This window comes from Methyloversatilis sp. XJ19-49 (genome assembly GCF_024580145.1).
In the GTDB taxonomy this organism is placed as follows: Bacteria; Pseudomonadota; Gammaproteobacteria; order Burkholderiales; family Rhodocyclaceae; genus Methyloversatilis.
The window spans coordinates 17,812-40,536 of record NZ_JANINI010000016.1; the positions used below are offsets into that span (position 1 = coordinate 17,812).

Here is a 22,725-nt window from a genome sequence, read left to right on the forward strand (position 1 = left end):
ACACCGTCAATTTCGATCAAAACTGGCCGTCCCGGCTATCCGGCTGCTAGTCGTTCACTTACCGACTTTAGCCAGTCCCGATATGTCAGCCCGTCAGCACCTACCTCGTAGTACGAGCCGAGTTTCAAGACCGCTGCGCGCAGATCCGCTTCGTTCTTGACTTCTTCCAGCAGTTGTCCGATCTCTTCTATGACAACAAGTACCTCGTCTCTTGGCCATTCGCTCAAATACCTTTCAACGACAGCTATCGCCGATTCGTCATCGTAAAGCCAGTCTTGGTGAAAGTAGCCCGCTAGAAAATTCTTTAAATTTTCATATTCATTAATCATCAATTGGATATCCCGTGTGGACACGGTAGCCGATAGGCATAGATGAATCGCGTCGGAGGATTAGTCTCATCTGGCTCGTCTCTTTGGCTTGCGCCATACCGCGGTTAAGAGTGATACCTACCGCATTAGGCATCGTGTGTTCGATAACTAATTGGGACGTCGTGCCAGACAGCCATGCGTTGACTTCAGCTTGCCTCGCATCCAAAGCTCCGGAGACGCCCCGCTCTGCCGCAGCTCGATCAAAAAAGGATGACGAACCGGAGATGTTTGGTTCTTTAGCCAAGCGCTTCATCAGTGCTTCTTCCGACTTCCCTACATGTTTGAGTAGCAGGTGGCCGCCGGCATCTTCATGCGCTTGCAGTCCGCCACCGGGGACAATCCGGCTGAATGTAGCTTCACCAGTTGCCGCGTCGATTGCATTATCTACGCTCCCATCTGCCCACCGCAGCAGCTTCTGCCCCCCAACCTCGATCACCCGCGCGACGAACTGCCCTGCCTTCGTCATCAGCGCCGCGCCGACGACCAGATCCTCCGGCCCGGGCAACAGCAGCGATGCACCGGCTGACGACAGCACGACGACGTTTTCGATGTTCCGGGCGGTGATGGCGCCGACGTACTGGCTGCTGCCCTGCGGGGCGAAGGCGTAGGCCTCGGGGTCGGGTGCAAAGTCCTGGCGCACGATTTCGTCCGACAGCGGGCGCGCCATCAGGCGGTCGAACAGCGTCAGGTTGTGGGCAATCGCGTCTGCGTCCTGCTGCGCGCCGAGCCACGGGTTCTCGGGGTCGATGCCACCCGGACGCTGCGCCCCCATGCCAAGTGGCATGGCCTCGGTCATCAGGCGGTAGTAATCGGTACATGAGCCGGTCGTGTCGCAGGCTTCACGCGCGTCCATCAGCGCGCGCTTGTTCGCCTGCGACTTCTGACTGAACTCGGCGTCGACCGCGTTCAGGCACGCCGCGTCTCCGCCACATGCGTTCTTCGCATCGGCGTAGCGATCCTGTTCCTGATGCTTCAGGTAGTTGAACAGGGTGACGTTCTGCGCCGTCCATGCAGCCGTCACCGGATCACCGCCGGCCAGTCCGGATGCCGTGCCGCCGACCAGCATCGAAAACGCGGTCAGCGCAATCTCCCGGTCAGGACCGCTCAGATCGAGGGCATCGTCGAGCGGCGCTTCCACAAGGGTGGCGGTGATCGCGCCGAGGGCGCCGGAGTAGGGATCGTCGCCGCGGGCGGCGGCGGTCAGTGCGCCGAGCACACCATGCGCCAGCGTGTGGCCGAGACTGCCTTGCGGGCCGAAGTTGCCATCACCGATGCGGTTGGCACCCAGCGAGGACGCTTCGTTGATGACGGCATTGAACAGCGCGTTTTCGAAGCCGGCGCCGGTCAGTTCGCCGACTGCGCCGGTGGTCAGCGCACGGACGGACCACCGGCCGACGGCTGACTCGATGCGGATGTCCGCCCAGGCGCCGGCACCGGCTGTGACGGCGCCCGCCAGCCCGCTGGTCAGGGCCGCGTCGACATCGATGCGGCCGGTCGCAACGAACTGACCGATCGCGCTCGACAGCGTCTGCGTAATGGCCGCGGTCCCGGCAACGTTGGCAAGACCGGGCGCCGCAGAGGCGGTGGCCGCCGACCACGCCGGACCGAAGTTGGTGGCCAGGCTGCCGATGAGATTCGACATCTGCGGGCCGATCAGCATGCTGGCGGTGAAGCTGGCCACGACGCCCACCAGATCGCCGAAGCTGCCACTTTTCCGGAAGCGGTAGCGCAGGTTGTCGCGCGCTTCTTCGTAGCGGTAGGCGTCACCCAGTTCCGCAGCAATCTGCGCCTTGAAGGCGCGACTCAGCGCGTCCGTGTGCGCCGCGTCTCCGCCCAGCACGCGGAATTCGCCGGACACCGAGCGCACCGATGAAACCTGCAGATTCCACACGGCAGCCTGCATGAAGCCGCCCGGCTGCACGGTATCGCCCTCGATGGTCAGCGTACCGCCACTGACCTTGCGTTTCTCGTAGAAGTAGGCGGACCGCTTGCGGTTGAGCAATGTGTCGGCCGTGAGGGTCAGCGCACCATCGGACAGGACGAAGCCGGTGTTGTCGACGCGCTCGCCCGTGAGCTCGATCGCGACGCTGGCATCGAGCGCGCCGCCGGGCACGACGGTCAGTTGCGCCTGCCAGTCGGAAGGCAGATACACGATGGGGTGCAGTTGGCCGCCGCGAGCGGTGTACCAGAGCACGGGTGCCCCCAGCAGCGATTGCTGAGCCGCCGTCAGCTCGGTACCCATCGCAATGCCGTTTTCAATGGCAAACGCGGCGCCGTTGGCCGCCAGGATGGCGTGCTCCTGCTGTTGTGGCGACTGCCCGGTGAGCGCGTCCCATGACAGGCCGGGCAGTATCCAGCCGCGGCGGGTGGTCGCGAGGAAGGCGTTGCGCAAGGCCGCCGCCTCTTCTGCCGGCGTGAGTGCAAAGGGCAGCGTACTCGCCAGCCCGGGCGGAAGCAGGCGCATCAGCGCAGCACCGCTGTAGCGCTCCGCGATCAGGGTCGGCAGCAGTGAGCCGCCGTGAACACCGAAGCCGGCGACGTCGATCTGCGCAGGTGGGATGGTCGGCTCGGCAGTGCGATGGTAGAAGTCGGCGACGACGTCGAAGCCGTTGCGGATGTCTGCGGCCCGGACAACGATGCTCGCGGCGTGGATGTTGCCGGTATTGACGAAGGACGAGAGCGGGAGTGGCGTGTCGGTCAGACTGAGCACACCGGTCGACAGCATCCGGGCAAGCGCATCGGTAAGCGTGCCCGACGCACCTGGCGACATCGCAGGCGCCGGGCCATCGGGAGCCGGCGGAGTGGGGGTCGTTGAAGGCGGGTTGACCGGACCGCCATCCGACTCGAAGCGGCTGCCCGCCTGGATAATCCCGGGCAGCACGCCCAGTTCGAGCGCGCCGCTATCGGTACGCCGCCAGTCGATATCGGCGACGCAGTCGCTGGTGCACGGCGTGCCGACGGACTGCGCGTCGACATCGATCAGGTAATAGGTCGCCGACCAGACGGCGCCATAGCGGTGATCTTCATTCACGACATCCGGCGCGTCGATGCGGATGTCGCGGCCGGCGAGGATGGACGCACCGCGATTGTGAAAGAAGGTCGTCGCAGCGACCAGGTCCCGCCCGACCAGCATCAGCGCGCGTGACGACGGCACTTCGGTGGTTGTCGTGCACACGCCGTCGTACTCCGTGCGACAGCCTGGATAGTAGGGATAGTCGAAGGACGCCTGCCGGCTGCCGACTGCGGTTTCATTGCTGACGCCACGTGCGCCGATGAGCAGATCGCGGCCCGCATCGATGACCGACGGGTTGACGAAGTGGGCGTTCAACGCGATCACGAGGTCGTTTCCAGCGGTCAGCCGGTCGCGATTCACGTAGGGCCGCTGCGCCGCGCCGTCCGCCGGGGTGCCGGCGTCGGACAGCCAGGGACGATCGATCAGGTGCAGGTCGCGCGATGCGGTGAAATGCTGGCGGCGCGCACCGCCCAGCCATTGCGCGCCGTCGGCGGGGGTGTATATGAACAGGTCGCGTCCTGCAGTCACATCGCCGGCGACGTCGCTGTCTTCGGGCGCGAGGACGTCGGGGTCGCCGCGCCGTGCCTGCGACAGGAAGACATCGCGTCCGGCCGACAGATGCCCGCTGTTGTCGGTCAGATTCAGATAGAGGTCGCTGCCGGCATGGACAACGCCCGAATTCGCCAGCGTGACTTCACCGACATGCGTGGCGCGTTCGGCATGGCTGCCCGGCAGACCTTCATCACCTGTTCGCACCTGCACGCCTCCGGACGCCGCATCGATCGATGCGCCCGCATGGATGACGCCGGTATTGAGCCCCGAGCCCGGCCCTGCAAAGGTCAGTGACACGCCTGCGTCGATAAGGCCGTCATTGTTGAAGGCGCTCCATCGGTCGGAGTTGTCGCCGACGAATCCCAGGCCGATGTCGCGGTCCGCGGCTATGCGCCCGGAGTGCGCGAGCGTGATGCCGGTCGCGAGCAGCGTGACGTCGTGCCCGGCCACGAGCGCGCCCTGCAGCATCGATTCGAATGCACCGATGTTGTACAGCGCGATGTCGCGCCCGGCGGTGACGTCGCCGCTCAGCTCGACGTGCCCGCGCGTGGCGATCACCACATCATCCAGTGCAATCAGCGGCGCGGTGCTGCGCACACCCAGTTCGCCACCGACCGCGACGAGCTGGATGCTCTCGGCGCTGACGCTCTGGCCGATGTCGATCGAGAACGTCTCGAAATCCTCCGGAAGCTGTGCATCAGCATTGCCGAGGGCCAGCGTTCCGGCATCCACCCGGATGCGCCCGGCAATCACGTTGAACGTCGAGCCGGTCGCGATCGGGCCGGTGCTGCGCAGGGCGTGGGCGATCAGATCGAGCCGGGTCGCCAGAGCTGAAAGTCCGCTGGCGCCGATGTCGATCCGCCCGCCGGACACGTCGAAGTGCAAGGCGTCGTTCAGTCGCTCGATGCGGCCGGTGCTGAGCTGGACGTGAGGCGTGTTGATGAAGCCGCATCCATCACATGTGATGCCATTCGGGTTGGCGATGACCAGCCGTGCCGCCTGCCCTGCGATCTCCATGCTGCCCAGCAGCAGGCTGGGCTGGCTGCCGCTGACTTCGTTCAGGATGACGCGTGCCGCCGATCCGTTCAGCGCAGCGTTCGCCGGGAGACCTCCAGCCAGTGAGCTGCTCGCCGGGCGGGTCGAATTGTTGAACACGAGGCCGTGTCGCGACACATTGAAGGTCGTCCAGCGATTGTGCGAAATGCCTGCTGCGTCCGGCGCGGTGACGCCGACCACCGGTACACCGCCCACCCGGCTCACGACAGCCTGCTGACTCGCCGGAGCTGCCAGGTCGACGACAGCATCGGCACGGACGGGCGATGCATGGGCGAGCATCACCGTGAGCACGACGGCCGCAACGCGCCCCCTCAGCGGCCTGGCTGACGGCTGCAGCAGCGCTCTGAGCGCGGCGCGCATCCGAATCCGCCCTCAGTCGCTGACCGTGATGCGGGCGTGCCGCAACAGGTCGACGATCAGTACGCGCAACTGCGCCTCGCGCGCCTGAGCGGCCAGCAGACTGCGCAAGGTTTCGCGCATGTCTGCGTAGTCCGGCGTCAGCGTCGGGCGCACCGCATCGAGCCGGACGATGGCCCATCCATCCTCCGCCCTCAGCGGTGGGCTGACCTGCCCGGGCTGCATGCCGGCCAATGCCTGCGCAATGCCGGCGGGCACGCCGTTCGTGCGGCCATCCATCACCGGTTCGGGAAAGCTGTGCCAGCCCAGTTCGCCACCGTTCGCCGCCGATGCAAAGTGCGAATGCGTGCGCGCCTCGCGCGCAAAATCGGCGCCCGCGGCGATACGGTCCGCCAACGCACGCAGCGCGGCGGCGTCAGCCATCCCGATCAGGCTGAAGCGGAACTCGCGCTGCCCGAGGCGGGACACGATGTCGTCGTAACGCGCCCGAACCGTCTGTTCCGTGACCTCGACCACCGGCACACGGCGATTCACATAGGCCTCGATCAGCGCGTCGCGCGAGGCGTCATCGCACACTGCGGTCGCACCACACGCCCCGCTGGCGCGCACCTTCTGCCACAGCAATTCGCGTGCGATGAGGCGATGGCGGACGGCATTCGCAGTTGTCGCATCGACCGCGGTGCGGGTCGACTGCAAGCGGGCGACGTCGCCATCCAATGCCGCGCGCGGGATTTCCACACCATTGACCTGCGCAACCGCTCCGTCGGCCGAGGCGGTCTGCGTGACCGGGCAGACCAGCAATGCCGCCAGGCAGAGCCGCAGCAGGGCCTTCATATCTCGAACGACACCGACAGATGCGCACGCCATCCGTGAGACGGCAGATCGACTTCGCGCGCGATGGGCACGCTGACGACGCCTTCCCACAGCACACCTCTGCCTGCGCCGCGGGCACCGAGACCCGCACTGGCCAGCGTCTTGCGTCGCCCCTCGGACAGACGCGCGGCGCCATGATCGACATGCAGGAAGAGCACGACCGGATGGCCCGCAGGCCTGAATGCATGCGGCAGCCGAAGTTCGGAGCGCAGCACGTGACCGGTATCGCCCGACACCGACACCTCGCGGAAACCCCTGACATTGGCAAAGCCACCGAGATGAATCTGTTCGCCGCCGATCAGGCTTTCGCCGGCGCGCTGCGCCGTCAGTTGGGCCGCGTACTCGACCTCATCCGACGCACTGCGGACGACGGCGCCCGCGGCGATCGCCCACTTGAGGAACTGGCGGTGCGTGTCGCCGCGCGACAGATCAGGGCGGTCACGCGTTGCACCGAACAGTGACAGCCCGGCCGATAGCGATGGCTCGATGAACAGTTGCCAGCGCTCGCCGCGCCGGATGTGCATCCAGGCGGCACGGCCGACCGTGCTGTGGTCGGTCTGCAGCGTAACCGACTCGATGTCGCGCGCCAGCCGCGACCGGATCAGCGACAGATCGACGACGCTGCGCCCGCCGGCTGACGACGACAGGACACGACTCCAGCCCAGTACCGCGCTCGCCGACCGGCTGGTGACCTCCAGCCCCGCGATGTCGAACGACGCGCGGGACCCGGAAACGGTCACCGACCACAGGTTGTAGCCATCGGGGATGGACAGCGACGCCAGCAGTGCATCACTGCCGGTGCTGTGCAGCAGTGCGAACTGCAGGTCGTCCAGCCAGCCCAGTGCATTGGCGACACGCGCCGTGACCCGCAGACGCTGATCGCCGGTACCCGATGCACCCTGATTGTCGAACCCCACGGTCATCGACCATGCGCGATCTTCATTGAGCACGACATCGAGCAGGCTCGTGCCGGCCGTGTTGCCCGGCAATACGCGGACCTGGGCCTGATACATGCGCAGCCGGTTGATCTGCTGCACACCTTGTTCGAGCGCCGGCAGAGACAACGCCTCGCCGACGGCGAACGGGAAGGCCCGCGCCAGAGCGGCGGCATCGATGCCCGGTGCACGCAGCGATTCGATGCGCCCGGGCACTAGCTCGATGACCAGTTCGCCTGCCTGCGCGTCTAGCGACAGCAGCCGCGCACGACTGGTGATCCAGCCTGCCTCGACCAGTTGCGCATCGAGTTGGCGCAGCAGCAGTTCGAGTCGCAGGCGGCCGAGCGGCAGATCCAGAAACGGTGCCAGGACGGTTTTGACCGATGCGTCCGGAAGCAGTCCGGCTGTGTCGACGCGGGCACTGCCGAAGCGCGTGGTCGCGCCGGATTCATGTATGTCCGCCGGATGGCTGTTCAGCGCAGGCTGCGACTGCGCCGGCCCCAGCGTGGGCGCCCGCTGCCAGCGTGCATCGCGCTCCGATGCGCGTCTTTCGTCGATCAACCGGTCAGACGGTTCCGGCGACGCGGCAAGCCCGAACGGCAGGCTGACCAACCACACGACAGCACAGAGACGACAGAAGGAGTGCATCGGCAACGCCCCATAGAATCCTAATGTCATATTACATAAGAATCACATGGAGTCAAAACCATCCTGTTCAACGGTCGGCGGCCGCGAGGTCGGTGGCCGCGCCGCCCCCGCGGCCATGTAACTGCAGTCACAGACCGCGTCCAGTCTGCGGCGCAAGATGAAGTCACCTTTTCAACCCACAGGGAGCTTCATCATGAAATCCAACGTCGGCGGCATCGACAAGATCGCACGCATCGTCATCGGTCTGGCGCTGATCGCGCTGGCCGCAACCGGCACCGTCGGGGTGTGGGGCTATATCGGCATCGTGCCGGTGCTCACGGGTCTGTTCAATTTCTGCCCGCTCTACCCGCTGCTCGGCATCAACACCTGCGGCGTGAAGAAGTCGGCCTGAAGGGATCAGGCGCGGGCGGGTGCGCCTGCGCCGTCAGCGGCGGCGTGATCGGTGACGTGATTCGCGATGCGCACGTAGTCGGCGACACCGAGGGTTTCGCCGCGCCGTGAGGCGTCGATGCCCAGGGCGTCCCAGTCGTCCTGGGTCAGCCACTCGCGCAGCGTGTTGCGCAGCGTCTTGCGGCGCTGGCCGAAGGCGGCCTTGACGATGTCGGACATCAGCTGCGGATCGCGTGCGGTCAGCTGTTCGACCGGGCGCGGCCGCAGGTGCACGATGGCCGACATCACCTTGGGCATGGGCCGGAACGCGCCGGGCGGTACGTCGAACACGTGCGCGCACTCGAAGCGGTACTGCAGCATGACCGACAGGCGGCCGAACGCTTCGGTGTCGGGTGCGGCAACGATGCGGTCCACCACTTCCTTCTGCAGCATGAAGGTGAGGTCGGTCACGCAGGTGGCGTGATCGGCGAGGTGGAACAGCAGCGGGCTCGAAATGTTGTACGGCAGGTTGCCGACGACGCGCAGCGCCGACCCGAGTTCGACGCTCAGGGCGCCGAAGTCGAACTTGAGCGCGTCCTGCTCATGGATCACCAGCCGGTCGGCCAGATCGCCTTCGCGCAGCCGTGCCGCCAGATCGCGGTCGATTTCAATCACGTGCAGGCGGTCGAGCCGTGCGGCCAGCGGGCGCGTCATCGCGCCCAGACCGGGGCCGATCTCGACCATGGCCTGGGCCGGCTTCGGGTCGATGGCGGCGACGATGTTGCGGATGATGTTGCCGTCGACCAGGAAATTCTGACCGAAGCGTTTGCGGGCGCGGTGTTCTTCCATGATCAGCGGCCCGCCCTGGCGGCAGCACCGGCCGCCGCCATCGCAATGGCGGCATCGACCGCCTCGATCAGGCTGCCGGCATCGGCACGGCCGGTACCGGCGAGGTCGAGCGCGGTGCCGTGATCGACCGACGTGCGCACGATGGGCAGGCCGAGCGTGATGTTGATGCCGCGGCCGAAGGTGGCGTACTTGAGCACCGGCAGGCCCTGGTCGTGATACATCGCGAGCACGGCGTCGGCGCCCGCCAGCAGGCGCGGCACGAACAGCGTGTCGGCCGGCAGCGGGCCGTCGAGCTGCAGGCCTTCCGCACGCAGGGCGTTCAGCACCGGCGTGATGATTTCGATCTCTTCCCGACCCAGATGACCGCCCTCGCCCGCGTGCGGGTTCAGCCCCGCCACCAGGATGCGCGGCTGCGCGATGCCGAACTGCCGGCGCAGCGCGTCGTGCAGGATGCGCAGCGTGGTGGTGAGCGATTCCCGGGTGATCGCGGCGGGCACATCGGCCAGCGCCAGGTGGGTGGTGGCCAGCGCCACGCGCAGCCAGGGCGCAGCGTCGCTTTCCGCGGTGCGCCCGGCCAGCATCATCACGACGCGCGGCGTCGCGGTGGTGTCGGCCAGGTATTCGGTGTGGCCGGAAAACGGCATGCCGGCATCGTTGATGATGCCCTTGTGCACCGGTGCCGTGACCATGGCGCCGAATTCGCCGCGCAGGCAGCCATCGCGGGCGCGGTCGAGCAGTTCGAGCACATAGGGTGCGTTGGCGGTGTCGAGCTGCCCCGCGACGGCTGGCGCTCGCAATGGAATGTGCAGCACTTCGATCGCGCCGGCCGGTGCTTCGCCGGACGCCGCGTAGGGCCGCATCGCGGCAGCGCCCTGCGGCGCACGCGCGGCGAGCAGCGTCGCGTCACCGAGTACCACGATGCGGGCGCTGGCTGCGCGCGCGTGCAATGCCGCGCACAGTTCCGGCCCGATGCCCGCCGGCTCGCCGCTGGTGAGGGCGATGCAGGGGCGCGTCGGCGTCACCGTTCCTCGGCCAGCCGGATTTCGACGTAGGCGTTGTCGCGCAGCTGGCGCACCCAGTCCTGATAGACCTCTTCGGCCTTGCGATCGCGCAGCGTCATGCGGGCGGACGCACGCTGGCGCTCGAGCGACACTTCATCGACGCGCCGTTCGACCACCTGGATCAGGTGCCAGCCGAACGGCGACTGCACCGGTTCGCTGACTTCGCCCACCTTGAGGTTGTCCATCACGCGCTGGAATTCAGGCACCGTGTCACCCGGATACAGCCAGCCCAGATCGCCGCCCTTGGACGACGACAGATCCTGCGAATTGGTGCGCGCCAGCTCGGCGAAATCGCCGCCGTTGTCCAGCCGCTCCTTCAACCCGGTCAACCGGCGGCGCGCCTCGGCGTCGTTGAGCACCTCGGATGTCTTGATGAGGATGTGGCGCGCGTGGGTCTGCGTGACGCGCGACTCGTCTCCGCTGCCGCTGCCGCCGCGCTTTTCGACCAGCTTCAAAATATGGAAACCGGCCGGGCTGCGCATCACGTCGCTGACCTCACCCGGCTTGAGCTTGGGCACGGCATCGGCGAACAGCGCCGGCAGGCGATCGAGCGACCGCCAACCGAGGCTGCCGCCATTGACCGCGTCCTGCGCGTCGGAATACGACGCGGCAATGCGCGAAAAATCCTCACCCTTGCGGATCTGTTCGAGCGCCGCATCGGCACGCGCCTTGAGCCGGATCAGCTGCTCGGGGCTCGCGCCTTCCGGCACCCGCAGCAGGATGTGCGATACGTTGTACTCCTCGTTCTGATCCGGCTTGCGTTCCGGATTGGCGATGAAGTTCGCTATTTCACCTTCGGTCACGACGACACGGCTTTCGACTTCGCGGTCGCGCAGGCGGCTCATGATGATCTGCTTGCGGATGTCTTCGCGGAAGCGCGACCACGCCATGCCGTCCTGCTCGATGGCCGCACGCAATTGCGGTACGTCCATGCGGTTGCTTTCGGCGATGCGCGAAAGACTGGCATCGAGCAGCCGGTCGTCAACGCGCAACTGTGTCTCGGCCGCGTGCTGCAGCTGCACCTTTTCGAGAATCATGCGTTCCAGCTGCTGGCGCTCGAACTCCTCGGCCGGCGGCGGCGTGACATTGCGGCTGCGCATCTGGGCAAAGGTTTCGGAAATGCGCGCCCGCAGTTCGTGCAACGTGATCACTTCGTCGTTCACCACGGCGACGATGCGATCCAGTTCGACGATGTCCGGACGCTCGGCGGGCTGCGCCTGCGCGGTGCCCGCGAGGGCGACACCGAGCGACAACAGCAGGAGGGTGAGGATTCTATTCAGCATGTTCGGAGGTCCATCAGTAATCCCCGCCGAAGATCGGATCGGCGGTGCTCTGGTTGATCTGGCCATAGCCCGGAATGCTGCGCTTGAGCGCATCCAGCGGGTTCGAGCCGATCTGTGAAAAATCATTGAGTTCGAGCTGGAAGAAAAGTGCGGTACGGGTGCGCAACTCGGTCGTCGTCTGCCCTGGCAGCCGGGCACCGAGAGCAATACGCTGGAACACGATGCGACCGACCCAGCAACCGCCGTTGTATTCCAGGCCGCCCAGACCTTCGACCAGCCGGCGATCGGCGATCGAGTAGTTGTGTCGCGCCACCGCATACCAGCGGTTGGTCAGCGGCCACTGCACCGAAAAGTCGACGTCGCGCACGTCATTGATCGCCGGGTTGTTGGAGCGGCGGAACCGGTACGCGGCGTTGAACACATGCGCCGGACGCGGGTTGTAGCGGGCCGACACGCTGTAGCGCTCGGTCTGCGAAAGGTCGGTGTTGTACTGCACCGCGGCGTCCAGATAGGTGTCTTTCAGCAATTCGCCCGACACCGCGGCCAGCGTGCTCGCAATGCGTTCGGTGCGCGGCGTGCCGCCCGGCAGGGTCACCAGCTGATCGCTCAGGTAGAAGCGCTGCCCCAGCGCGACGCGGGCGCGCTCACGTCCGTTTTCCGGATCGATGAAGCGCGAGGTGGTCGCCGCAGTGACCTGGTTGCTGTCGGCGATCCGGTCCTGTCCGACGAACACGTTCTCGGAGAAGATCTGCGCGAAGTTGAAGTCGGCCACTGCGGTGTCGAACACCGGGAAGTCGGACTGATTCTTGTACGAAGACAGTACGTAATACAGACGCGGCTCCAGCGTCTGCACGTAACCCTGCCCGAACAGGTCGGAATCGCGCTCGAACACCGTACCAGCGTCGAGACTGAAGATCGGGATGGCGCGCGTCAGCGAAGTGTCAAGCCCGGCATTGTTGCTCCCGCGCGTGACATCGTAGTTGCTGTAATGCACGCCGATCTTTGGCTTGACCGACAGGTAGGAGGTCTGCATCGGCAGCGACAACTGCGGATAGAGGACGATGCGGCGTCCTTCGTCACGCGTCGTGTCACTGATGCGGAAGTCGGTGTAGCTGCTCCTCACCTGGAACACGGAACCGAAAGGCAGATCCGCGCGGAAGGCGTTCAGCGTAACTGCAGGCATCTGCGAATAGAGCGGCGCCAGATTGGCCAGCGACTGGTACTCGGTCACCCGCGCAGTGGCGCTCCACCAGTCTCCGGAGTAGGTCAGGGAGGCGTCTTGCGGCAGGTAGCTGATCGAAGTGATCGCAAGTCGCGTACCGAGGTCGGTGTAGTAGTTGCGGTCCGACACCTCGTTGTAGTTGAGGCGAGCACTCAGCCGGTTGGTGATCCGGTGCGTGTGCTGCAGGCTCAGTGCATGGCGATCGCGATCCAGGATGCGGTCACTGAACAGGTAGTCGAGCCGCGCGATGCCGCTGTAGTCGTGATTAAGGTAGCGGAACTCGTTGCTCATCATCAGGCCGCGCGTACCGAGCACGCGCGGTGCAATCGTCGCGTCCATATTGGGCGCGATGTTCCAGTAGTACGGCAGCAGGAAATCGAAACCGGTCCGGTTGGTCGTTCCGAAGGTCGGCGACAGGAAACCGGACTTGCGACGGTTGTTGAGCGAGAAATCGAGCCAGGGCGAGTACAGCACCGGCACATCCTTGAAGTAGATCGTGCCGTTGCGGCCTTCGCCATCATCGGATTCGAAATTCAGGTCCAGCGTTTCCGCCTTGGCATACCAGTCGGGATTGTCCGGCGCGCAGGTCGAGTAGGTGGCATTCGTCATGCGCACCCGGTTCTCGCCCAGAAACTCCATCCGGTCGGCCTGGCCGGTACCGGTGGTCGTTCTGAGGTTTTCGCCGGTCTGCAGATTACGGCGCAGCGAGTACTGCGGCTTTTCGAACACCCCTTCGCTGCGGTCGAGCCGGTAGCGCAGCGACGGCCCCTCGATCCGGTCTTCGCCGCGCACCAGCCGCACGTTGCCGTCGGCCTGCAGCTCTTCGGTCGGTGGTTCGTAATTGATGCGGTCGGCGGTCAGCGTGGTGCCGGGGCGGCGCAACTCGGCATTGCCTTCGGCGCGCATGACTTCGTCGGTGGTGCCGCTGACCGATTCCGCCGACAGCAGCGTGACGCGCGAATCCGGATTGCGCGCCACGAATTCCGACAGCGTCATCGTGCCGTACATCATCTGCGACGCATCGTCTTCGGGCACCAGGCTCGGCAGTGAGGCAGCGCCCGGCATGCCCGCCTCGGCAACCGCCGCTGCAGCGGGTACCGCGCCTGCGGCGGCAATGCCCTCGGCCGGCGCAGGTTTGACGCGGCGCGCGACGGGTGGCGCGCCCATCAGCGCGCGATCGACCTTCAGCGGCGGCATGTTGCGCGCCGTGCTCACATTGCCGCGCACCGGAATGTCGTCCGGCGACTGCACGCCAGGCGACTTCACGCCAGGCGCGGCGCGGCGTGCGATCGAAGACGGTTGCCGCAACAGTGCACGGTCAACCTTGAGCGCCGGCAGATTGCGCAGGCCCGGCGCGGTGGCGCCGTCAGCCGGTGCAGCGGGCACGGCAGTCACGGCGCGTTCGGTTTCCCTGGCGGCAGGAGTCGGTGCTTTGGCGGCCGCAGGGACGACGGGGCCACCCGGACTTGCGGCCGCCGGGGCCGCCTCTGCGGGCGCAGTCGGCGCCGCAACAACCGCGCCCGGCGCCGGCACCGGCACGGTTTCCACCGTGGCGGGTTGAGCGGGCGCAGTCGGCGTGGCGGCGGTCGTGCTGCCCGGTTTCGGCGGCGTCGTGCCTTTCACGGTCGCCGCCGGACGACGCGACTGCGGCACCAGCGAAGGATCGACCTTCAACTGCGGCAGCGCGTCGGCCGCCTGCGCGGCGCAGGACATCCAGACCAGATAGAAAGTGACGGAACGCCTGAGCACGAATGAGGAAACTGGAAGCGGGCAGATCGCGGTTGGATGACAGCGGCAGCGTCACGGCGTGCATCTGCCGGACTGTCTGCAGCCGCGTTATAGAATCGCGCATCTTATCAAACGCCACCCGCTTCCCGGTCCGCATCGGCAACAATTTGCCGCCACCCGCCCGTCCGGACGCCGACCGCTCGTCCTCAGTTCGCTCACGACACCCGCCCCATGACACAAGACCTTCGCCTTGACGCCCTGACCGGATGGCTGCAGCAGCAGTTTCCCGGTCGTCCGCTCGACATCCGCCCGGCTTCGACCGACGCCAGCTTCCGCCGTTATTTCCGCGTGACGCTGGACGACGGCACCAGCCATGTCGCGATGGACGCCCCACCGCCGCAGGAAGACTGCCGCCCCTTTCTCGCGGTGCAAACGCTGTTCGAGTCGGCCGGCGCCCATGTGCCGGCGGTGCGCGCGCAGGATGTCGAGCGCGGCTTCCTGCTGCTGTCCGACCTCGGCAACACCACCTATCTCGACGTGCTCGATGCCGACAACGCGGCTGCGCTGTACCACGACGCGACGAGCGCCCTGATCGACATCCAGAAAGCCAGCCGGCCGGATGTACTGCCGGCCTACGACCACGACCGGTTGCTGGCCGAGATGGAGCTGTTCCCAGTCTGGTACGTCGGCCGGCACCTGAAGGCCGAGCTCGACGAAAAGGAAGCGAACGCACTCTACGAAGTGTTCGACCGCGTGCTCGCGGTCAATCTGGCCGAGCCGCAGGTGTTTGTGCACCGCGACTATCACAGCCGCAACCTGATGGTCACCCGGCCCAACCCGGGCGTGATCGATTTCCAGGACGCAGTCTTCGGACCGATCAGCTACGACCTGGTCAGCCTTTTCAAGGATGCCTACATCGACTGGGAGGAGGATCAGGTGCTCGACTGGCTGATCCGCTACTGGCAGGGCGCGCGCAGCGCCGGCCTGCCGGTGCGAGCCGATTTCGCCGACTTCCACCGCGATTACGAATTCATGGGCGTGCAGCGCCACCTGAAAGTGCTGGGCATCTTTGCCCGCCTGTATCACCGTGACGGCAAGGACGGCTACCTGAAGGACCTGCCACGGGTCATGAAGTACCTGCTGCAGACCAGTCAGCGCTATCGCGATCTGGCGCCGCTCGCCCGTCTGCTGCAGCGGCTTGAAGGCATCACGCCGCAAACGGGCTACACCTTCTGAGGCGCCTGCGATGAAGGCCATGATCCTGGCCGCCGGACGCGGCGAACGCATGCGGCCGCTGACCGACCACCTGCCCAAGCCACTGCTGGAAGTCGGCGGCAAACCGCTGATCGTGTGGCACATCGAACGGCTGGTGGCGGCCGGCGTGACGGATCTGGTGATCAACCATGCCCACCTCGGCGACAGGCTGGTCGAGGCGCTGGGCGACGGCGCGGCCCTCGGCGCATCGATCCGCTGGTCGGCCGAGCCGCCGGGCGCGCTGGAAACCGCCGGCGGCATAGCGCATGCGCGGCCGTTGCTCGGGGTACAGCCGTTCATCGTGATCAACGGCGACATCTGGTGCGACGTCGATGTCCTGGCCCTGCAACGCGCAGCCGGCACGCTGCAGGCGGACGGCACGCTGGCCCATCTGCTGCTGGTGCCGAATCCGCCGCATCACCCGGACGGGGACTTCACGCTGGTCGACGAACTCGTGGGCGAGACGGGCGGACCGAAGCTGACGTTTTCCGGCGTCGCCGCCTACCACCCGTCACTGTTTGGAGCGCTCGACCCGGATGCGCCGGCGAAACTGGCGCCGCTGCTGCGTGCGGCGATGCGCGAGCGACGTGTGACCGGCGCGCGGCACGCCGGGCACTGGTTCGATGTCGGCACACCGCAGCGGCTGGCCGAGGTCGACGCGCGGGCGCGCGCGGTCAGCGCTCGCTGAGCAGGGGAATCGTCAGTTCCACGCGCATGCCGTGGCCGCCTTCGCCATCGCGCAGCGCAATCTGGCCGCCGAGACGTTCGACCACTTCGCGCACGATGGCCAGCCCGAGGCCGCTGCCGCTGCCGGCCGAACCGGGTATGCGGTAGTAGGGCTCGAACACCCGTTCGCGCAGCTCGGCCGGAATGCCCGGACCGGCGTCGCTGACCGACAGAACGGCTGCGCCGCTCCGGGTGCCCAGCGCAACTTGAATCGTGCTGCCCGACGGGGCATAGCGCTGGGCATTGTCGATCAGGTTGCCGACCATGCTCGACAGGCCGTTGGCGTCCGCCAGCAGCATGCACGGTGCGTCGCACAGATCGAGTTCCAGCGGATGTCCGCTGGCGTCGCAGCCCGGCCGGCGCTGCGCCACCGCATCGCGGGTCACGTCGCGCAGCGACACCGGAACGCAGTCGGCCTGACGGCCGGCGCGGCTGTGCGCCAGCATCTGTTCGGCCAGATGCACCGATCGCGACACACCGGCCAGCAGGTGATCGAGCGAGGCGTCGCGCTGAGCAGCGTCTTCCGCGCGGCGCGCGTTCTGGGCATGAATCTTCAGCGCAGCAAGTGGTGTCCGCAATTCGTGTGCGGCAGAATCGATGAAGCGACGTTCACGTTCCAGCGTGCTGCGCACGCGCCCGAACAGGCCGTTCAGCGCGCTCAGCACCGGTTCGATCTCGCTCGGCACCCGGGTCAGCGACAGCGGCTCGTCGTCCTGCGGCCGACGGGCGGAAATGCGCTCGGCCAGCTCGGACAGCGGCGCCAGACCATAGCCGATCAACAGACCGGTCAGCAGCAGCACGATCAGCAGGCCGATCAGCAGCGGCGCACCGGTGGCCCAGCCCAGCTTGGCCGACAGCTCTTCCCGCGCGTCGGCACGCTCGCCAACCTGTATCCACACGTCGCCGGAGTGCAGCACGAATACGCGCCACACGCCGTCCTCCAGCGTGTGGTCGCTGAAGCCCTTGCGCAGCGGTGCGAACGGAGCGGCCGGTGCGGACGACGACCGCGCAAGCAGCGTGGCAGCGCCCTCATCCGCCTCTTCGCTCCAGATCTGGTACGCAATATGCGTTTCATACTCATGACCGAGCGAGGACTCGACATCGTGATGCCCGAACAGCCAGTCCTGCAGGCGCCAAGAGAACGGCATCTTCGCACCGGCATCGAGCGCCCGATCGTGCGCCCGGGCCCCGGCGCGGATCGGCGCCGGCAGATCCATGACCAGCGGCGTATTGAGCGTGGCGTGCTCGATCTGGCGCGCCATCAGGCTGTCGAGCACGCGGGCCGACGTGGCCAGGCGGGCATCGAACAGTTCGTCCGCCTCGTCGCGGCCGGCCACGACGGCCAGCCACACGGTGCTGCCCAGCACGCCGAGCAGGATGATTGCGCTGCCGGCCAGCAGCAGCAGGCGTATCGACACGCGTCCCGGCTGCGCCACGTCAGCGGTCGGACCAGGCAGCCGCCGGCAGCGGATCGATCACATAGCCGACGCCGCGCACCGTGCGGATCAGGCCGGGGTGCAGCTTGCGCCGCAGATTGTGGATGTGTACATCGAGGGCATTGCTTTCCAGCTCACTGTCCCAGCCGTAGATGTTGTCCACCAGCTGCTGCCGGCTCAGCACGTGGCCGATGTTTTCCAGCAGCTTGCGCAGCACCATGTATTCGCGCCGCTGCAGTTCGACGTTGCGGCCGTCCACGCTGACCGTCATCGCCGAGGTGTCGACCTCGATGCTGCCGTGACGGATCACGTTGACAACCGCTCCGCGGGTACGCCGCTCCAGCACGCGGATGCGCGCCATCAGTTCGTCCAGATCGAACGGTTTGGTCAGATAGTCATCGGCGCCGGCGTCCAGGCCGCCGATCCGCTGCAGTGTGGTGTCGCGCGCGCTCAGCACCAGCACCGGCGTGGTCACGCCGGCCTCGCGCGCACGGCGCAGCACCTCCATGCCATCCATCCGGGGCAGGCCGAGATCGAGCACGGCAAGGTCGACGCCCGAGCCGCGCAGCGCCTCGAGCGCCTGCGCACCATCGCGTACCCACTCGACGGTGTAGCGCGTGCGCTCCAGCGCGTCGCAGATGCCGCTGCCGAGCAGCTCGTCGTCTTCAACCAGCAGAACCCTCATCGGTCGGATCGCGCCATATCGGAAATGCGTCATTGTCGCTCCAAAACGCGTTGCGGCCGGTCGTGCGGTATCAGGGGGCTACTTGAGCTTCTCTTTCACCTTGACCATCAGGACCTCGATCTCCTTGCGGCGCCCTTCGTCAGCCAGCGGGCGGTTCGGGCGTGCCGGCGCCTTGAGTGCCGTTTCCAGCGATGCCCGCGCCTTTTCGTATTCGCCGGCCCGGTAGAGGCAATCGCCCATGAAATAATGCGGATCGATGCCATTCGGGTTGAGCGCGAGCGCCTTGTCCAGCAGTTCGCGCGCCTTGTCCTTGTCGCCGAAGCCGATCGGCCAGCCGGGTACCTGGCAGTACAGCGACGACAGTGTCACGTAAGCCGAGCCATTCAGCGCCTCCGGATTGCGCGCCAGCGACTGCTCCAGCACGGTGCGCGCTTCCTTGGCCAGCGACAGTGCGCCGAGCCCGCCCTTTGCACCGGCCTGGCTGGCCAGTGCAATCGCGTACCAGATGTCGGCTTCGGAGCGGTCCGGGTGTTCCGCGCGCACGGCGGCAGCATCCTTGGTCAGCGCCTCGTAGGCCTTTTCCTGCTTGTCGGCCGGCTGTTTGTACTTGATCTGTTCCCACTCCGACTGCAGTCGGGTGATCGACTCGTCAAGACCCGCCCAGGCCGGCGTGATCAGGAACAGGGCGGTGACCGACAGAAAGGTCTTGATCGACATCTTCATGTGTTTACTCCTCTTGCTTGCTGACTGTTTGTGCGTAACGACGAATGACCGGCAGCTGTTTTGCGAGGCTGGAATCGACCAGCGACGGCAGCATACGGTTGATCCGGACGAAAAGGCGTTCCGGCCAGCCGAGATGAGCTTCCGGCCGCCGGTTGTCGAGCAGCGCCAGCAGCGCCTGCGCGACCGTCTCAGGTGTATCGCTGGCGACGCCGAGCTCGCGGTTCAGCGCGACCTGCGCCGGGCTGTTCAATGTGGTCTGCGTGGCACGCGGAGCGAGGTACTGCAGTTCGATGCGGCTGCCGGCCAGTTCGCGTCGCAGCGCTTCGCTGAAGCCGCGCAGCGCGAACTTGCTCGCGCAGTAGGCGACGCTGCCCGGGTGCCCGATGTCGCCCAGGATGGAGCCGATGTTCACCACGCGCGCCTTCTTCTGCCGGTGCAGCAGCGGCAGCAGCGCGTGTACCAGCAGCATCGGCGCCAGCGCGTTGGTGTGCAGGATGCGTTCGATCTGTTCCGCTGACTGGTCCTCGAACCATGCAAGCTGGCCGACCCCGGCGTTGTTGATCAGCAGGTCTGCGCCGCCCGGCAGTGCTTCGGCGGCGGCCAGTACGGCGCCCCGGCCCGATGCAGCGGTCAGATCGGCGCGGACGATGCGCGCGTCCAGCGCCGGAAATGCGAACGTCAGCTCGGCCTGCAACGCCGCCAGTTTCACCACGTCGCGGCCGACCAGCAGCACTGCCGCGCAGCGCGGGGCAAGCGCCTTGGCGATCGCTGCGCCGATGCCGCCGGTCGCGCCGGTCAGCACCACGCGAAGATCTGCCTTCATGCCGCAACCGCTTCGTGCTGCGGCGTCAGCGAGCGGAACAGGTCGCCATACAGCCGATACATCACACGTGCCACATGGATGACCGCCAGCCGGTCATCCTCGTCGTCCAGGCCGTCCATCAGGGTGGCGAAGAAGCGCACGTGCTCCTGATCCAGCGAGCCGTGCGAGTTGAGGTAGCTGAAGGCGGCCGGCGGCAGATGCAGGCTGCGCGCGATGCGCTCGGCCGCAGTGGTCGCAATCGACACGCTGGTGCCTTCGAGCACATGAACCATGCCGAAGAATCCGACCGGATTCTTGCGCGCAATCCAGTCGTGTGCGTAGGCCACCATCAGTTCGGCCTCGACCCCGGGCTCGGCGTTGCGGGCAGCTTCGCGCTGGCCGCCGCAGGCCGCGATGTCGTCGAGTATCCATTCCTCGTGGCCGATCTCCTCGTCGATGTACTCGGCAATGGCGTGCCGCAGCGCTTCGTGCCGCGCCGGCAGGCGCGCGCCGCAGGCCATCAGCAGCGGCACCGTGTGCCGGACGTGATGAAAGGCCTGACCGAGGAAGGCACGATACTGCGGCAACGTCACGCGACCGGACACAGCGTCCTGCAGGATGGGAGCGCTCAGAAGGTGGGCGCGTTCGGCAGCGGTTTCGCGCTGCAGGCGTTCATGAAACGACATCGGGAAAGGTCTCCGCAGTGAAGGGAAAGTGTGCTTCGGGAGGGGCTTCGTACATCGCACCGAGTCGATCGCCGTAGGCTCGGAAGATCGGTTCACGGCGCACGCGGCCGTTGTCGGTTGCCTGCCGGTTTAGCGCAGAGAAAGGCGCGTCGGCACGCAGCCAGTGAATGATCCGGGCGTAATCGGGCAGGCGGTCGTTGGCCGCGCGCACCACGGCGGCGAGCCCTTCGTCGGTCACCTCGCCGCGCGCAACGATGACGGCGCACAGCCCGGGCCGACCTTCGCCGAACACGACCGCCTGCGCCACCGCAGGTGCGGCCAGCAGTTCTGCTTCCGGCCATTCGGGCGCCACGTTGCGACCGAAGCCGGTAATGATCTGATGCTTGATGCGGCCGGTGACGTGCAGACAGCCGCGCGCATCTACGCAGCCGATGTCGCCGGTGTGCAACGGTCCGTCGGCCGGTGCGGCGGCGCCCAGATAGCCGGCCAGTCGGCTGCCGTGCAGAAGGATTTCTCCATCCGCCGCGATTTCTGCACGCAAGTGGGGCAGCACCCGGCCAACCGCGCCGGGCGCATCGTCCGGACGGTTAAGCGCCACGACCGAACCCGCTTCGGACAGGCCATATCCTTCGCACGCCGGAAAACCGAGCGCCCGCGCACGCGTGATCAGATCGGGCGACACCCGGGCGCCACCGACCGCGACCAGCTTCAGGCTGCGCGGTACCGCTGCGCCAGCCTCGGCGGCGGCCACCAGCGCGGTCAGCATCTGCGGCAGCAGGATGACGCTGTCCGGCTGCCAGAGATGCAGCGCAGCCAGTGCCGCCCGCACGTCGAAACTGCTCGAACCATGCAATCCGACGTCCGCCAGCGGCAGCACGACGCATTCGCCATCGAGCGCGAGGGCCACATCGGCGCCCGCCACATTTTCAAGCAGCACGGCCAGCGGCAGCATGCACAGGTGGCGCCGGATGCCCAGTTCGCGTGCAACCTGCACCAGCGAACCGGTGACCGCCGACAGTTGCGCCGCCGTCAGGCAGACCCCTTTGGGCTGGCCGGTCGTACCCGACGTGAAGGTGATCTTGGTGGTCATCGGCGGGACGACGACCACCGGTTCAGTGCGCCGTGTCCACATCGACAGACCATGCGACGACTTTGTGTCGGCGCTCCACCCGAGACGCGCTGCGCGTGACGGGTCATCCGTCAGCAGCACCGGCGCACCGGCGGCATCAAGCGCGTGCCGGCACTGCGCATCGGTGAAGAACGTTGGCAGCGGGAGGGCGATCCGGCCGGCCCCGCGGATCGCCCGATCGGCCACCAGCCAGTCGATGCCGTTGTCGGCCAGCAGCGCAACGACCCGTCCCGGGCACACAGCAAGCTGTTCGGTCAGCGCATCGACTTGGCCGGCGAAGGTCGCGCCATCGACGACGCCGTGCGCATCGATCAGGACAGCCGCAAAGCTCACGCGGCGTCCTCGACCACGGTGTGCAGGCCGCTGGCAATGCGCCCGACCATGACGGTCGGGCTGTTGCGGTAGTAGTTGCCCCAGTTGCCGACACCGTCGCGCAGCCGCGCCGGGTCGGCCACCGCCACCGGAAAGATCGGAATACCGAGGCGCACGAATGAATTGGCCAGCGCGCGCGTGGCCGTGAACACCACGTAATCCAGGCCCTGCGCGTAGAAGTGCTGCGTGGCGAGTGCAATCAGCAGGCGCCCCAGTCCGGCGGACGTCGACGCCATATTGCCCACTTCGGCCACCGCAGCGCGGGCGACCCGCTCGCCCAGCACGCCGCCCAGCGCGCTTTCGAGCGGTACATCGAGATACTGTTCGATGAACACCGGACGTGCGCCCGGCAGGCTGTAGCCCAGACCGGCCGCCCATTGGCCATCGCTGTTGCGCACACCCAGCAGCGTGTCGGCAAAGTGCGTGATCACCGCGCCGTAGCCGCGGAAAAAACAGCCGGCGATGAAGCGTTCGAGCGCGGCGCGTTCCGGGTGCAGGCGGCCGACGACTTCGAGCGCCGGGTCGGACAGCGCGGGCGCCATGCCGCGACCCAGCACGCACGCACGCACACCAGCGGAATGCACAGCGGACTTTCCTG

Annotated in this window: 18 protein-coding genes; 3 read left to right on the forward strand and 15 right to left on the reverse strand. The window is 66.7% G+C overall.

Annotation, left to right across the window (positions count from 1 at the left end):
* Nucleotides 1–35: 35 nt before the first annotated feature.
* From NMQ16_RS16805 to NMQ16_RS16820, 4 genes are read right to left on the reverse strand one after another with little or no spacing between them, the layout of a single operon-like run.
* Nucleotides 36–329, reverse strand: a complete 294-nt coding sequence (locus tag NMQ16_RS16805) for a contact-dependent growth inhibition system immunity protein (RefSeq protein WP_257082085.1) — start codon at nucleotides 327–329, stop codon at nucleotides 36–38.
* On the reverse strand, nucleotides 322–5,349 hold the full coding sequence (locus NMQ16_RS16810) for an RNase A-like domain-containing protein (protein ID WP_257082086.1): 5,028 nt from the start codon (nucleotides 5,347–5,349) through the stop codon (nucleotides 322–324). The genes NMQ16_RS16805 and NMQ16_RS16810 overlap by 8 nt, the downstream gene beginning before the upstream one ends.
* A 12-nt stretch (nucleotides 5,350–5,361) precedes the next feature.
* Entirely contained in the window at nucleotides 5,362–6,180 is an 819-nt protein-coding gene (locus NMQ16_RS16815) for a peptidylprolyl isomerase (protein WP_257082087.1), read from the reverse strand.
* Nucleotides 6,177–7,802, reverse strand: coding sequence for a ShlB/FhaC/HecB family hemolysin secretion/activation protein (locus tag NMQ16_RS16820; protein WP_257082088.1), 1,626 nt, complete (start codon nucleotides 7,800–7,802; stop codon nucleotides 6,177–6,179). The genes NMQ16_RS16815 and NMQ16_RS16820 overlap by 4 nt, the downstream gene beginning before the upstream one ends.
* 193 nt (nucleotides 7,803–7,995) lie before the next feature.
* Between NMQ16_RS16820 and NMQ16_RS16825 the strand changes: the two genes are divergently transcribed.
* Nucleotides 7,996–8,193, forward strand: a complete 198-nt coding sequence (locus tag NMQ16_RS16825) for a DUF2892 domain-containing protein (protein WP_257082089.1) — start codon at nucleotides 7,996–7,998, stop codon at nucleotides 8,191–8,193.
* 5 nt (nucleotides 8,194–8,198) lie between these two features.
* On the opposite strand, the gene rsmA is transcribed toward NMQ16_RS16825, so the two are convergent.
* The 4 genes from rsmA to NMQ16_RS16845 are packed head-to-tail and all read right to left on the reverse strand — an operon-like array spanning nucleotide 8,199 to nucleotide 14,335.
* Nucleotides 8,199–9,020: a 16S rRNA (adenine(1518)-N(6)/adenine(1519)-N(6))-dimethyltransferase RsmA gene (gene rsmA / locus NMQ16_RS16830; RefSeq protein WP_257082093.1), complete on the reverse strand. Its 822-nt coding sequence runs from the start codon at nucleotides 9,018–9,020 to the stop codon at nucleotides 8,199–8,201.
* Between the two features lie 2 nt (nucleotides 9,021–9,022).
* On the reverse strand, nucleotides 9,023–10,042 hold the full coding sequence (gene pdxA, locus NMQ16_RS16835; protein WP_257082094.1) for a 4-hydroxythreonine-4-phosphate dehydrogenase PdxA: 1,020 nt from the start codon (nucleotides 10,040–10,042) through the stop codon (nucleotides 9,023–9,025).
* Complete coding sequence (locus tag NMQ16_RS16840) at nucleotides 10,039–11,364, reverse strand: peptidylprolyl isomerase (RefSeq protein ID WP_257082095.1); 1,326 nt, start codon at nucleotides 11,362–11,364, stop codon at nucleotides 10,039–10,041. The genes pdxA and NMQ16_RS16840 overlap by 4 nt, the downstream gene beginning before the upstream one ends.
* Before the next feature lie 13 nt (nucleotides 11,365–11,377).
* The gene (locus NMQ16_RS16845; RefSeq protein WP_257082098.1) at nucleotides 11,378–14,335 is read right to left on the reverse strand and encodes an LPS-assembly protein LptD; all 2,958 of its coding nucleotides are present in this window, start codon (nucleotides 14,333–14,335) and stop codon (nucleotides 11,378–11,380) included.
* 210 nt (nucleotides 14,336–14,545) lie between these two features.
* On the opposite strand from NMQ16_RS16845, the gene NMQ16_RS16850 reads away from it, so the two are divergent.
* Nucleotides 14,546–15,550, forward strand: coding sequence for an aminoglycoside phosphotransferase family protein (locus NMQ16_RS16850; RefSeq protein ID WP_257082100.1), 1,005 nt, complete (start codon nucleotides 14,546–14,548; stop codon nucleotides 15,548–15,550).
* Between the two features lie 10 nt (nucleotides 15,551–15,560).
* Nucleotides 15,561–16,256 carry an N-acetylmuramate alpha-1-phosphate uridylyltransferase MurU gene (gene murU / locus NMQ16_RS16855; protein WP_257082101.1) on the forward strand — a complete coding sequence of 232 codons (696 nt, stop codon included), beginning with the start codon at nucleotides 15,561–15,563 and terminating at the stop codon, nucleotides 16,254–16,256.
* Here the strand turns inward: murU and NMQ16_RS16860 are convergent.
* The 7 genes from NMQ16_RS16860 to NMQ16_RS16890 all read right to left on the reverse strand — a co-directional run bounded on the left by NMQ16_RS16860 (nucleotide 16,243) and on the right by NMQ16_RS16890 (nucleotide 22,711).
* The gene (locus NMQ16_RS16860; RefSeq protein ID WP_257082103.1) at nucleotides 16,243–17,712 is read right to left on the reverse strand and encodes a sensor histidine kinase; all 1,470 of its coding nucleotides are present in this window, start codon (nucleotides 17,710–17,712) and stop codon (nucleotides 16,243–16,245) included. The genes murU and NMQ16_RS16860 overlap by 14 nt on opposite strands.
* Before the next feature lie 19 nt (nucleotides 17,713–17,731).
* Nucleotides 17,732–18,415, reverse strand: a complete 684-nt coding sequence (locus NMQ16_RS16865; RefSeq protein WP_257082105.1) for a response regulator transcription factor — start codon at nucleotides 18,413–18,415, stop codon at nucleotides 17,732–17,734.
* Between the two features lie 78 nt (nucleotides 18,416–18,493).
* Nucleotides 18,494–19,138 carry a tetratricopeptide repeat protein gene (locus NMQ16_RS16870; protein ID WP_257082106.1) on the reverse strand — a complete coding sequence of 215 codons (645 nt, stop codon included), beginning with the start codon at nucleotides 19,136–19,138 and terminating at the stop codon, nucleotides 18,494–18,496.
* 4 nt (nucleotides 19,139–19,142) lie between these two features.
* Complete coding sequence (locus tag NMQ16_RS16875) at nucleotides 19,143–19,961, reverse strand: SDR family oxidoreductase (protein ID WP_257082107.1); 819 nt, start codon at nucleotides 19,959–19,961, stop codon at nucleotides 19,143–19,145.
* Nucleotides 19,958–20,626, reverse strand: coding sequence for a TenA family transcriptional regulator (locus NMQ16_RS16880; RefSeq protein ID WP_257082108.1), 669 nt, complete (start codon nucleotides 20,624–20,626; stop codon nucleotides 19,958–19,960). The genes NMQ16_RS16875 and NMQ16_RS16880 overlap by 4 nt, the downstream gene beginning before the upstream one ends.
* Nucleotides 20,613–22,088 (reverse strand): AMP-binding protein, encoded by a 1,476-nt coding sequence (locus tag NMQ16_RS16885; protein WP_257082109.1) that lies wholly within the window; start codon nucleotides 22,086–22,088, stop codon nucleotides 20,613–20,615. Before NMQ16_RS16885 ends, NMQ16_RS16880 begins: the two co-directional genes overlap by 14 nt.
* On the reverse strand, nucleotides 22,085–22,711 hold the full coding sequence (locus NMQ16_RS16890; RefSeq protein WP_257082110.1) for a thermostable hemolysin: 627 nt from the start codon (nucleotides 22,709–22,711) through the stop codon (nucleotides 22,085–22,087). The genes NMQ16_RS16885 and NMQ16_RS16890 overlap by 4 nt, the downstream gene beginning before the upstream one ends.
* Nucleotides 22,712–22,725: the final 14 nt, after the last annotated feature.

Bases quoted from the DNA above. Each gene is read 5' to 3' on its own strand.
- NMQ16_RS16870 (WP_257082106.1), bottom strand. From the start codon at position 19,138: ATGAAGATGTCGATCAAGACCTTTCTGTCGGTCACCGCCCTGTTCCTG.
- rsmA (WP_257082093.1), bottom strand. From the start codon at position 9,020: ATGGAAGAACACCGCGCCCGCAAACGCTTCGGTCAGAATTTCCTGGTC.
- NMQ16_RS16875 (WP_257082107.1), bottom strand. From the start codon at position 19,961: ATGAAGGCAGATCTTCGCGTGGTGCTGACCGGCGCGACCGGCGGCATC.
- NMQ16_RS16840 (WP_257082095.1), bottom strand. From the start codon at position 11,364: ATGCTGAATAGAATCCTCACCCTCCTGCTGTTGTCGCTCGGTGTCGCC.
- NMQ16_RS16850 (WP_257082100.1), top strand. From the start codon at position 14,546: ATGACACAAGACCTTCGCCTTGACGCCCTGACCGGATGGCTGCAGCAG.
- NMQ16_RS16810 (WP_257082086.1), bottom strand. From the start codon at position 5,349: ATGCGCGCCGCGCTCAGAGCGCTGCTGCAGCCGTCAGCCAGGCCGCTG.
- murU (WP_257082101.1), top strand. From the start codon at position 15,561: ATGAAGGCCATGATCCTGGCCGCCGGACGCGGCGAACGCATGCGGCCG.
- NMQ16_RS16865 (WP_257082105.1), bottom strand. From the start codon at position 18,415: ATGAGGGTTCTGCTGGTTGAAGACGACGAGCTGCTCGGCAGCGGCATC.
- NMQ16_RS16820 (WP_257082088.1), bottom strand. From the start codon at position 7,802: ATGCACTCCTTCTGTCGTCTCTGTGCTGTCGTGTGGTTGGTCAGCCTG.
- NMQ16_RS16815 (WP_257082087.1), bottom strand. From the start codon at position 6,180: ATGAAGGCCCTGCTGCGGCTCTGCCTGGCGGCATTGCTGGTCTGCCCG.
- NMQ16_RS16880 (WP_257082108.1), bottom strand. From the start codon at position 20,626: ATGTCGTTTCATGAACGCCTGCAGCGCGAAACCGCTGCCGAACGCGCC.
- NMQ16_RS16825 (WP_257082089.1), top strand. From the start codon at position 7,996: ATGAAATCCAACGTCGGCGGCATCGACAAGATCGCACGCATCGTCATC.
- NMQ16_RS16805 (WP_257082085.1), bottom strand. From the start codon at position 329: ATGATTAATGAATATGAAAATTTAAAGAATTTTCTAGCGGGCTACTTT.